The organism is Methylotuvimicrobium sp. KM2, from assembly GCF_038051925.1.
Classification (GTDB): Bacteria; Pseudomonadota; Gammaproteobacteria; order Methylococcales; family Methylomonadaceae; genus Methylotuvimicrobium.
In genome coordinates, this window is record NZ_CP150634.1 from 2,290,257 (window position 1) to 2,302,653 (window position 12,397).

The following is a 12,397-nucleotide window of genomic DNA, read 5'->3' on the forward strand; positions in this document are numbered from 1 at the left end:
CAAAGCACTCTTCTCGCTTTGTCAGTCCTTAGATTCGTTTATCGGAACGTTTCAAGATTTATTTCGTTCCGGGAATCATAACGTATTCAAGCAAGCCGGCCATTACATCAAAGGCTTATTCCAGGCTGACAAACGTAACATGGAGCGGATGGCCGAGGTGGTTCCGGACTCTGACGACCAGGCCCTGCAAAATTTTCTCACGCATTCCAGTTGGCTCGCCCGTCCGGTCATGGATCGCGCGGCCCTGGCAGCCGATCAATGCTTCGAGGGCGCCGAAGGCACCGCGCTCATTATCGATGAGTCGGGCTTTGCCAAAAGCGGAAAGCATTCGGTTGGCGTGGCTCGCCAATGGAACGGTCGATTGGGTAAGGTCGATAATTGCCAAGTCGGTGTTTTCGGCGCTTTAGGTAAAGGCGATCGCGTCGCATTAATCGATGCCCGCTTGTATTTGCCCCACGCCTGGACCGATGACGCAGAGCGGTGCGAGAAAGCCGATGTACCGCGCGACTGTCGAAGCTATCGCACCAAGCCGGAATTGGCGCTTGAGATTGTACGTCATGCGCGGTCGCTCGGCGTCCGCTTCGACTGGGTCGGCTTCGATGGCCTCTACGGTAACGCGTCCCATCTACTTCGTGCGCTGGATGCCGATGGCGAGCGCTTCATGGCCGATGTTCACAAAGATCAACAGATCTATGTGGACGATCCCCAACCCTATTTGCCGGAACGCAAGCAAGGCAAAGGAAGACCTATCACTCGCTACCAGAGCCAAGCGCAAGCCATTCAAGCCCAAGAATGGGCCGCGCAACAGCCAGAACCGGCTTGGCAACGGCTGACGCTACGAGATACCTGTCGAGGATCGCTGACGATTGAGGTCCTCCACCAACGGGTTTGGCTTTGGGAGGCCGGCAGCGATACGGCTTATCAGTGGCATTTATTGGTCCGTCGGGAGCTCGATTCGCCGGACGAGATCAAATACAGCTTGAGCAACGCGCCGGCACAAACGGCAGTGTCTACCTTGGCGCATCAACAGGCGCAGCGATATTGGGTCGAACGAGCTTTTCAGGATCACAAAAGCCATATCGGTCTGGCGCACTATCAAGCCCGAAAATGGCAATCCTGGCATCGACACATGGCGCTCGCCATGATAGCCGGCTTGTTCATGTTGCAGCAACGCATGACTCATGAGGAAAGCTATCCGCTATTGAGCTGCTATGACATACAAATACTCTTAGCCAAAAGCTTGCCGAACAAGCAAACCGACTTCGCTGTGTTACTCGCTCAAGTGAAAGAGCGCCACCGTCGGCGCTTATCGGCTATCAGATCAGCCAGCAAGAAAAACGAAACTGTCCAAAATGAGTAAGTGGTTGACTTTTAATACAAACAACATGACAAAGTCGAAATAGTTACTTTGTAAACGTTATTTCGGTTGAATTCATGATGAGGTAAATTATGGGTAAGCTATTGATAGTAATAGGCGGTTTTTTATTGGTATTAGGTATGCTTATTAGTTACGCGCCGGGATTGATCAGTTGGTTCGGTAATTTACCGGGCGATATCAAAATCGTAGATGAAAAGCGCTCCATTTTCATTCCCATCACGTCGATGATTGTTGTCAGTCTTATTCTGAGCATTCTACTCAATCTATTTTCATCGTTAAAATGATTCGTTTGTATCTTAATCGTTGACTATTTCCACTATAAAATCAAAGCGTAACAAGCCAAAAAACAATACGCGCCGACAGCTTAGGCAAAAAGTTCGCCGTTCTTCTAGATCCGCTAAGAAAAAAAACGTTAGATTTCCTGATAGCTTCAAGCATAAACTAATTTTGGCGGCTATTGAATTGACCGGTTTAAGCATTACGCTTGTATCAGCGATTATCCTGCTGCTAGGCTATTCGGCAGAACACTTTACTGGAACTCAATTTCTTACCAGTCTTTTGCCGTTTGCCGCAGGGGTGCTGATTTTAGTTCTATTCGCTGCGTTTTTCTTCTCGTTTTGGTGGAATCTTCGAAGAAGCATGCGGGGAAGGGCCGTTATGGTAATGCCCGCATTGTCAATGCTTTTGGCAATCAGTGTAGGCAAATTCGTCATGGATGATCGATTTGCCTTAGCCTTCAATCATTTTCGTACGCTGGTTGGCGGAAAACAAGAAGTGCGTAGAGTGACGCTTGCGCATCAGGTTTATGCCGCATATCGCCGTCAAGGGGTCGGTGCAATGCAGCAAATGGTGGCTCGCGGAGAAAAATACAGTTCCCTTGTTCAGAATGCCGCGCGGCGTTTCCATATCGATCCCGATCTATTGTTGGGTATTGCGGCGGCGGAATCGTCTTTTCTTCCTCGGAATAGTCCGGATGACGGCCTTGGGTTATTTCAAATTACCCGGGTGCCGAAAATCGTTGAAAACGAAGCGCAAAAACAATTCTCCGGACAAAAGCTCTCGATTATCGACGATCGTTATAATGCCTATCTTGCGGCCGCAACCTTTAAATATTATTTGGACGAAATGCATGGCGATTTGTTGTTAGGGCTATTGGCCTATAACATAGGTCCGGCGAATGGCGGTCTGCGTTTTATCATGCAGAAATACGGCGTCACCGACTTTACGACAATTCAGCCTTATCTTCAGCATTTGCCGAGGGATTATCCGATTCGAGTATTGTCCTACGCGCTTGCTTTTAGACTTTGGCGACAGGAAGGCTCGCTTCCGGCTTATCAAGAAGGCAGTAATGCCTTGCGGATTCAACGCATCGGCATTCCAGGGCTAACAAGCGACTTTTGATTCTGTTGATATTCGTAAATTCATCTACTATTTCGAATAGTGTTCGATGTTCGATTTTTAGCGATGATTTTATAAAAGATCTTGAGGTGGGAGCCGCTCTTAAATCAATTGCGGTCAGAATGGGGAGTTCGATGAATAAACCAATTATTTTATTCGCTGTTCAGAGTCATGAGCTAAAGCAATCGATACAGGCCGTTTTACATCATCAAGCAGTCAAATTAGTCGAAGCTAAGACTTGTCAGGAAGCGTTGAAATACTTTCAAAAATCGACTTCGCAATTACTGATCCTCGAATCTCCATGCCGGGACGGTATCGATACGCTGGCTGTTGTTAAATCCATTCATGAAAGAGACCGAAGATTTCCGGTTATCTTGGTTACGACGCGAGGGTCCGAAAGGCTTGCGATTTCAGCATTACGCATAGGGATTAAGGATTATTTTGAATATCCGTTTTCCGGTCGAGACTTGATTGATTCGGTCACTAAATTGTTAAGCCACCGGGCATCAGAGGTTTCTAGCACCCAGGCTTTAAAATCCGTCCTTCATCACCCTTTCGTCGGAAGTAGTCATTCGATGCAAAAGGTAAAAACCTATTTGCAAAAAGTCGCACATGTCGACAGTCATGTGCTGATTACCGGCGAAACGGGAACCGGAAAGGAACTCGTTGCCAAATTTATTCACTCTTATAGTCAACGCTCGCGTAAACCCTTTATCGCGATTAATTGCGCGGCCTTACCCGATAGTTTATTGGAAAGCGAATTATTCGGTTACGAAAAAGGGGCATTCACCGGCGCGCAAACCGCATATGCGGGAAAATTAAAAATGGCGGATGGGGGTACGGTCTTTTTCGACGAAATCGGAGATATGAGCCCTTACGCGCAAGCTAAAATACTCCGGGTTTTGGAAAGCAAAGAGGTTTATCCGTTAGGCGCCAAACAAAGTGTTGCTCTCAATATTCGAATTATCGCGGCGACTAATCGCCATTTGGAAAAAATGATGCTGGCAAAAGAGTTTAGGGACGATCTCTATTTCCGCCTCAATATCGCCCGAGTTCATTTACCCCCGTTAAGGGAGCGCAAAGAAGATATTCCGGAACTACTAGATTTTTATCTTAAACAATTCAATCAGCAATTTGGGCTAAATTTGGTCGGTTTTAGTGTTGAGGCCTTAGAAGCTTTATTCGATTACCATTGGCCGGGTAATATACGCGAATTAAAAAACGTATTGGAAACCGTTTTTATAGACTCTCCCTGTGAACGAATTTCCCGGAGCGATTTGCCGGAACCGGTTCGCGGCAGTGAAGAGGCGAAGGCCTTTTCGGACCAAAGCGATTGCGAACGCGAGAGCCTGTTGGCCGCTTTAAACGCCACGAATTGGAATAAAAGCAAAGCCGCCGAACAATTGCAATGTTCGAGAATGACGCTTTACCGAAAGATGGAAAAACACCGAATCAGAACTAAAAAAGCCTTCTAAAACCAGCAATCGCCGAGGAGCAAAATCTGCCCTTTCACTGACACCTGTCAATCGAGCAACCATACCCTCCTTTCAACAATTCACTCAATATTGAAAAAAGCAAATTATTTAAAGCTATATCCTTTGGTTTCTGCTGACTTTGAGTCAACTATTAACGCCAAACATAGCTTTTATTAATTTCACTTCACCTGTAACTCCCTATCCTAGAACTTGTCTAAGCGAAAAAAATCTCCGATTTCACTTAGCCGGTTTCGGTAATTGAATTGCTATAGTAATACGAGAAACATTTGGCATAATGAGTCGACAGCTGCATAGCAAACGAAACTTCTAGAAAAAAATACTGTTTAAACCTAAAGACACTTAAAAACATAAATTCGTAGTCTAATGGTAACTATTCAGTCCCCCGGCAATTATCGTCCCCACGCTCTGCGTGGGAATGCCTGAGTACCGCTCCAGCGGTACGAGACGCTAGAGCGTCTCGGCCTTGATTCCCACGCTGGAGCGTGGGAACGATATGGGGTGAATAATTACGTCTAATGTTTCGAGTGACTTTGGAGACAATGAGCGCATCCATGGTCTAACTAAAGGTAAATGAAGTAATCAATCATTGTGGGGTTGTGATGAGTATATTTGAGCGTTATACAGCAAAATACGAGGAATTGAAGGACGAGGAGTTAACTCTTCCGGAATACTTGGAGCTTTGCAGAAAAGACCCGTTGACCTATGCAAGCCCGGCCGAGCGCATGCTGGCGGCAATAGGGGAGCCGGAATTATTGGATACGCACAACGATCCTAGGCTTAGCCGAATCTTTTCCAATAAAGTCATAAAGATTTATCCCGCTTTCCGAGAATTTTATGGCATGGAAGATGTCATCGAGCAAATAGTCGCATTCTTCCGTCATGCGGCTCAGGGCCTGGAAGAAAAGAAACAAATTCTTTATTTGCTCGGTCCGGTCGGCGGCGGTAAATCTTCGCTGGCTGAACGGCTCAAGGCCTTGATGGAAAAAACGCCGTTTTACGCGATTAAAGGCTCGCCGGTGTTCGAATCGCCATTGGGGCTTTTCAATGCCGATGAAGACGCCGGTATTCTCGAGCAAGACTACGGCATTCCAAGGCGATATCTCAATACCATCATGTCGCCTTGGGCGACCAAACGACTGCATGAATTCAACGGCGATATACGCCAATTTAGAGTCGTTCGAATTCGTCCTTCCATTCTTAAACAAATTGCCGTCGCCAAAACCGAGCCGGGCGATGAAAATAACCAAGATATTTCATCGCTGGTCGGTAAAGTCGATATCCGTAAGTTGGAGCTGTATTCTCAAGACGACCCCGATGCCTACAGTTATTCGGGTGGCTTGTGTCGAGCTAACCAAGGCTTGCTCGAATTCGTCGAAATGTTCAAGGCGCCGATCAAGGTGCTGCATCCGCTGCTAACCGCGACGCAGGAAGGTAATTATAAAGGCACGGAGGGGTTTCCGGCGATACCGTTTCAAGGCATTATTTTGGCTCACTCGAATGAATCGGAATGGCAAGCTTTCAGAAACAATAAAAACAATGAAGCGTTTCTCGATCGGATTTATATCGTCAAGGTACCTTATTGCCTGCGCGTTTCGGAAGAAATCAAAATCTACGACAAACTGTTGGAAAACAGCTCCTTGCATGATGCGCCTTGCGCTCCCGGCACGCTTGAGATGATGGCGCAATTTGCAGTGTTGTCTCGCTTGAAAGAGCCGGAAAACTCCAACATCTTTTCCAAGATGCGGGTTTATAACGGCGAGAATCTGAAAGATACCGATCCGCATGCCAAGTCTTATCAGGAATACCGCGATTTTGCCGGTGTCGACGAGGGCATGACCGGTCTCTCCACGCGGTTTGCATTCAAGATTTTGTCCAAGGTATTCAACTTCGACAACACCGAAGTCGCGGCCAATTCGGTTCATCTTTTATATGTCCTCGAACAGCAAATCGAACGCGAACAATTCCCGTCCGAAGTCGAGGAGCGGTATTTGTCATACCTAAAAGGCTATTTGACGCAAAAATACATCGATTTCATCGGCAAGGAGATTCAAACCGCCTATCTGCAATCCTATTCGGAATACGGACAAAATATCTTCGATCGTTATGTGACCTATGCCGATTATTGGATACAGGATACCAGTTACCGCGACCCGGATACGGGTGAAATGTTCGACCGGAGCTCCTTGAACGATGAACTTGAAAAAATCGAGAAGCCCGCCGGCATCAGTAATCCAAAGGATTTTCGTAACGAAATCGTCAACTTTGTGTTACGGGCTCGCGCCAAAAACGGCGGAAAATATCCGGCCTGGACCAGTTACGAGAAACTTCGCACTGTGATCGAAAAGAAAATGTTCTCAACGACAGAAGACTTATTGCCGGTGATCTCTTTCAACGCCAAGGCCTCGCCCGAAGATCAGAAGAAACATGAGCAGTTTATCGATCGGATGATTGAAAAAGGCTATACCGAAAAACAAGTGCGCTTACTCAGCGAATGGTATTTGAGGGTGCGTAAATCGTCTTAACGCTTGAGGAGAAATGTGTGACTCAAATTGTAGATAGACGTCTGAACGGAAAGAATAAGAGCGCCGTCAACCGGCAGAAATTTATTCGCCGTTTTCGAGGCCAGATTAAAAAGGCCGTGACCGAAGCGGTAAATGAACGGAGCGTGAAGGATTTGGATAAAGGCGAAAAGGTATCCATTCCTGCAAAAGATATCTCGGAGCCTTTTTTTCACCATGGTAACGACGGTTATCGTGAAGTCATTCATCCGGGAAACAAGGAGTTTCGGCAAGGCGATAAAATAAAACGGCCCGAAAGCGCAAGAGGCGGGCGAGGCAAACAGGCTTCCGACTCCGGAGAAGGAATGGACGAATTCGTCTTCGAATTAACGCGCGAGGAATTTTTGCACTTCTTTTTTGAAGATCTTGAGTTGCCCAACCTAGTCAAAACTCGTCTGGCAACGCTCCAGGAAACCCAAAAAGTACGTGCGGGCCATACTAACGACGGTATACCCACCAATATCAATGTCATTCGATCGCTTCGGGGCGCGATGGGGCGGCGTATCGCCTTGCGCGCGCCCTATCGTAATAGGATTGAGGAGGCCGAAGCGCAACTGGAAGACTTGCTCAAACGCCACAGTGAAACCGATGCCGTGGTTATCGAATTGCGTGAAGAAATCAAACGGCTGAAGGAAAAAATCGAGCGCATCCCGTTTATCGACACCTTCGATTTACGCTACGACAACCGCATAGACAAGCCAAAACCGACGACCCAAGCTGTGATGTTTTGCATCATGGATGTTTCGGGCTCGATGGGGCCTGAAGAAAAAGACATGGCGAAGCGTTTTTTCATGCTGTTGTACCTTTTTCTAACGCGCAGCTACGAAAAAATCCAAGTCGTATTCATCTCCCATCACACCGAAGCCAGTGAAATCGATGAAGAAACCTTTTTTTATTCGAGGGAAACCGGCGGCACGGTCGTTTCGAGCGCTCTCAACTTGATGAAAAAGATCATCGAGGAACGTTTTCCGATCTCGGAATGGAATATCTATGCCGCGCAGGCCTCCGACGGCGACAATTGGGATAACGATTCAATAGACTGTAAAAAAATATTGTCGGAACAGATCATGCCTTACATGCAGTATTACGCCTATATCGAAATCACCGAGGACAGGCATCAAAACCTCTGGCATGAATATTCGACTCTGAAAGACACTTGGAGCAATTTCGCGATGCAGCGAATTGCCACAGTGGCCGATATCTATCCGGTATTTCGTAAACTATTCGAGAAATCAAACGCATGACTAGAAAGCTCCTATCGGAAACATCTGAATGGACCTTCGAGCTGATCGAAAAATACCATAAGGAAATCGCGCGTATCGCAGGGAACTTCGGATTGGATACCTATCCAATACAACTGGAAATCATTACTGCCGAACAAATGATGGACGCCTATGCCTCGGTCGGCATGCCTATCGGCTATAGTCATTGGTCGTTCGGCAAGGAATTCGTCAAGAACGAAAAACGCTATAAAAAAGGCCAAATGGGCTTAGCTTATGAAATCGTGATCAATTCCAATCCTTGCATCGCCTATTTAATGGAAGAAAATAGTATGACCATGCAGGCTCTGGTTATCGCGCATGCCGCTTACGGACATAATTCGTTTTTCAAGAATAATTATTTGTTCACAACCTGGACCAGCGCGGACTCGATTATCGATTATCTGCTCTTTGCCAAAAACTATATTGCCGAGTGCGAAGAGCGCTACGGCGAGGAACAGGTCGAAGCCATTCTCGACTCTTGCCATGCCTTGAGAAACTTCGGCGTGGACCGCTACAAACGTCCCTCCCGATTGTCTCTACAAGAAGAGCAAGCCCGGCAACGGGACCGCGAAGCCTATTTGCAGTCCCAAGTCAACGAATTATGGCGCACCATTCCGGCCAAGGAGCCAGCCTATGACGCCACTGACGAAAAGGTCCGCTTTCCCGAAGAGCCTCAAGAGAATATTCTTTATTTCATCGAAAAAAATGCGCCTTTCCTGGAGCCTTGGCAACGCGAAATCATTCGCATCGTGCGCAAGATAGCCCAATATTTTTATCCGCAACGGCAGACTCAAGTGATGAACGAAGGCTGGGCGACTTTCTGGCATTACACGATCTTGCATCAGATGTATCAAGAAGGCCTGGTAACCGATGGATTCATGATCGAATTTATCCAATCGCATACCAATGTCGTTTATCAACCGGCCTTCGATAGCCCCTATTATTCAGGCATAAACCCCTATGCGTTGGGTTTCGCGATGATGAGCGACATCCGCCGTATTTGCGAAACGCCGACGTCCGAAGACAAATATTGGTTTCCGGAAATAGCCGGCAGCGATTGGAACAAGACCTTGCATTTCGCGATGCAGAATTTCAAGGACGAAAGCTTTATCAGCCAGTTTTTATCCCCTAAAGTCATTCGCGACCTCAAACTATTTTCCATCTTGGATGATTCCAATGAGCGGGAAATCGCCGTGACTTCGATTCATGACGAAGACGGTTATCGGCATATCCGGCAAGCCTTGTCTGATCAGTACAACTTAGGCAGTAACGAACCGAACATTCAGGTTTATCACGTCGACCGAAAAGGCGACCGTTCGCTGACGCTACGCCATACCCAATATCACAGAAGGTACTTGGCTCAAAGTTCCGACGAAGTTTTAAAACATGTCGCCAGACTTTGGGGCTTCGATGTTCGTCTTGAAACAGTGGACGAAGACGGCACGCTACAAACGATAATGGAATGCAAACTTTAACCTCAATGCCATTAAGTTAGGCCGTTCGTGGTGAGCCTGTTGTCGACTCTGAGTGATCGAAGAGCAGCATGTGGTTAAAGTGCTTCGGCTGTGGAGTCATCAATATGAATGATCTATAACAAGGCGCTACTACGAAAAATTTACTTGCTGTAGCTCCTAAATTTCCGCAGAGTGCGGCGTTGAGTGACTGCTTACAGGAGTGCTGATGCCATGCTCTAAAGCATCTTAAATGTCGCTAAATGGCCGATCTTTCAGTAACGGTTGATATGAGTCAATATCACCTTTGAAGCATTAGATAACAATATGTTTTATTAGTTTTTTGTAAATTTAATTAATTAACTTTTTCTTAAAGCCCACGCTTTGGAAATGCCAGACAGTGAGCCGCCGCATTGGCTTGGGGAGTTGCGGCAAGCCGAGGTCGAGCAACTTCAAGACGACCCGGCGTGTGATACTGAGGTTCGCCTCAAACCGTCCGCGCGCCGGCTAAATTCTTTGTCCATCTTCATATCTGCCCACAATATGCCTGCCGAGCCTAAGAAACCAGCAATTCTCAGTTTGAAAAATTTCTCCGTGTTCAGGCTATGCCTGTCGAGGAACGCCGTAAACCCAGCACCTAAATTACCCAAAATAGTTAACCATAGCCAATGAACTATGGAATTTAGGTGCTGGGTAAACCCATCCATGGGGGCTTGGCGGCGGCTCCCAGCCGCCGACATCCTCGCCAAGCACACTCTCCACCCTTTTTTATTCTCAAATTGGGAATTGCTGCTTGAGCTTTTTCGACCGTTTCTAGTGGGCGTTGTCATGATACCATTTCGGCATCATGACAATACTGTTTGGATTTAGGCCTTGATTTTTAAATGTATCGATCGTCATTTTTACGGTCGATTTTTGCAAATCAACTACCGTAATAGAACCATCGCTCATATTTGGTAAGTTTAAAAGGTTATTTTGTACAAAGGCATATCGTTCATCAGGAGAAAAGACAACATGATGCGAGCCCTCCGCAGTTGCAATCGATTTTTCAAGTACCGGTTTAGCTGGATTTTTAATATTGAAAATATTTAAATAACCCGGGCTTGCTGTCGTAATATACATTTTGTCAAGCTTATGGTTAAAGTAAATTTCTAAAGGGACTCCTTGTTTTAAAGGGTTAAAATCAAAAACTTGTGAAAAGCTAAAGTTTTGACTCATGCTATTCCAAACGCCTGTCCACAAGGTATTGCCAAACATGGTATTGATATAAAGCCGTGCTGGATTTGATTTAGGTAAAAATACCGCCTCAACAGGGGCTGAACCTGAAGGTGATGCTTTTTCCGACATTTTATGTGTAGAGAGTATTTTGCCACTGCGGGCTGTAATGACCGTTACTGTTTCATCTGCATCACTGAAATCAGTCGGATGCACAGTGTTAGCAATGACAATTCGATTGATTTCATCGTTTATTCCAATACCGTGCGGATGGCTAATAAATTTTTTGCTTGTCGCCGTTTTGGCTGCGGCAATGACTTTAATCTGCTTATCTGTTTGTGCATCACCCATAATGACATTGCTAGAACCCATACAGGTGACATACCATCTTTTTTTATCGCCTGAAAAGACCAAGTCTTCCGCAACCTGACACTCAGGAACAGAAATGGTCTTAAGCTCATAAGGTTGTTTTGTCATATCGATTACTTGCAAGGGGTTGCTGCCTAAGGAAGCGACATAGGCCTTAGTTACATCTTTATTATAAAAAATATGATGCGCCACTAAGTCTGTGGGCAATGGAATATCCGTTACAATTTTTCCAAAGTTCTCAGAGTTGAAATCAAGATCAATAATCGCCAACCCTTCCCTCTTTGGGGTTTGATCGGGTTTACTTTGATAATTGACTAACGCTAAAATTTCAGCTTGTGCCAGCATTGGATAAAGGAAGGTTAAAATAATAAGTGACTTTTTTAATTGGTACGTTATTTTCATAATATTTTTAAAATAGAGTGGATGTTGAGTTAATAATTTATTATCAATGGGCTAAACATCTACCCAACAGCGTAACATTGTGAGGCGTGAGGGGAAACTTCAGCAATTCCCAGTTTGAGCATTTTCGCCGATCTTAGGGTGTGGGGTATGCCTGTCGAGGAACGCCGTAAACCCAGCACCTAAATCACCCAAAATAGTTAACCATAGCCAATGAACTATGGAATTTAGGTGCTGGGTAAACCCATCCATGGGGGATTGGCGGCAGCTAAGCGCCAAGGATGGCGTGAATGCAGATTTTGCAGGAGCAAAAATCTGTCCCGCTGCCGACATCCTCGCCAAGCACACCCCACACCCTTTTTGATCCCCAAATTGGGAATTGCTGGGGAAACTTAGTCTGCAACGTTGATAATAGTTGTCACCTATTTAAGTAAGCAGGCCACCTAAAATTGACTGATTAATCATTTTTCATCTGCCTGCCAATAATACGCATGGTGCCGATAAAAAAATGTAATGAACGACGAACATCCGGGTCGTTCAGCGAGCCGATTAATTGAAACAAACCGGGTGGCTTTTCTAATGCTTCCGTTTGCGCGTTTGCCATACGCACGGCATTACCGGCTGTCCAACCCAAGGCTAAAATTTCTTCGCCTACTTTAGTGGTTTTTTCCAGTGCCGCTTCATCAAGAAATTCGATATTGTCCGATATGATTGACAATAAATCGATGATGTTATTGAAGCGTCCGGCTTGTACTAAAGGAGTTGCTTTATCGATTAAATTCTTAATACCATCAATGGTTGCCGGGTCATTAAGAACCGTATCCGACATAAGTTTTTCTACGTTTTGTATTTCTTCAGACATAAGTAATTC

Annotated in this window: 9 protein-coding genes; 7 read left to right on the plus strand and 2 right to left on the minus strand. The window is 45.9% G+C overall.

Translation table 11 applies throughout. The annotated features are described in order from the left end of the window. Positions 1-40: 40 nt before the first annotated feature. The 7 genes from WJM45_RS09720 to WJM45_RS09750 all read left to right on the plus strand — a co-directional run bounded on the left by WJM45_RS09720 (position 41) and on the right by WJM45_RS09750 (position 9,567). Positions 41-1,360 carry an IS701 family transposase gene (locus tag WJM45_RS09720; protein WP_341328927.1) on the plus strand — a complete coding sequence of 440 codons (1,320 nt, stop codon included), beginning with the start codon at positions 41-43 and terminating at the stop codon, positions 1,358-1,360. An 89-nt stretch (positions 1,361-1,449) separates the two neighbouring features. After that, positions 1,450-1,662 carry a DUF2905 domain-containing protein gene (locus WJM45_RS09725; RefSeq protein WP_341328739.1) on the plus strand — a complete coding sequence of 71 codons (213 nt, stop codon included), beginning with the start codon at positions 1,450-1,452 and terminating at the stop codon, positions 1,660-1,662. A gap of 427 nt (positions 1,663-2,089) precedes the next feature. Next, the gene (locus WJM45_RS09730; protein ID WP_341328740.1) at positions 2,090-2,779 is read left to right on the plus strand and encodes a transglycosylase SLT domain-containing protein; all 690 of its coding nucleotides are present in this window, start codon (positions 2,090-2,092) and stop codon (positions 2,777-2,779) included. Positions 2,780-2,910: 131 nt separating this feature from the next. Beyond that, positions 2,911-4,251: a sigma-54 dependent transcriptional regulator gene (locus WJM45_RS09735; protein ID WP_341328741.1), complete on the plus strand. Its 1,341-nt coding sequence runs from the start codon at positions 2,911-2,913 to the stop codon at positions 4,249-4,251. A gap of 620 nt (positions 4,252-4,871) precedes the next feature. Further along, a complete protein-coding gene (locus WJM45_RS09740; protein WP_341328742.1) occupies positions 4,872-6,794 on the plus strand; it encodes a PrkA family serine protein kinase in 1,923 nt (640 codons plus the stop codon). A gap of 17 nt (positions 6,795-6,811) precedes the next feature. Beyond that, positions 6,812-8,074, plus strand: a complete 1,263-nt coding sequence (locus WJM45_RS09745; protein WP_341328743.1) for a YeaH/YhbH family protein — start codon at positions 6,812-6,814, stop codon at positions 8,072-8,074. Continuing rightward, complete coding sequence (locus tag WJM45_RS09750; protein ID WP_341328744.1) at positions 8,071-9,567, plus strand: SpoVR family protein; 1,497 nt, start codon at positions 8,071-8,073, stop codon at positions 9,565-9,567. Before WJM45_RS09745 ends, WJM45_RS09750 begins: the two co-directional genes overlap by 4 nt. A 789-nt stretch (positions 9,568-10,356) precedes the next feature. On the opposite strand, the gene WJM45_RS09755 is transcribed toward WJM45_RS09750, so the two are convergent. Further along, on the minus strand, positions 10,357-11,529 hold the full coding sequence (locus WJM45_RS09755) for a YncE family protein (RefSeq protein WP_341328745.1): 1,173 nt from the start codon (positions 11,527-11,529) through the stop codon (positions 10,357-10,359). A gap of 454 nt (positions 11,530-11,983) precedes the next feature. Next, positions 11,984-12,388, minus strand: a complete 405-nt coding sequence (locus WJM45_RS09760) for a DUF1641 domain-containing protein (protein ID WP_341328746.1) — start codon at positions 12,386-12,388, stop codon at positions 11,984-11,986. Positions 12,389-12,397: the final 9 nt, after the last annotated feature.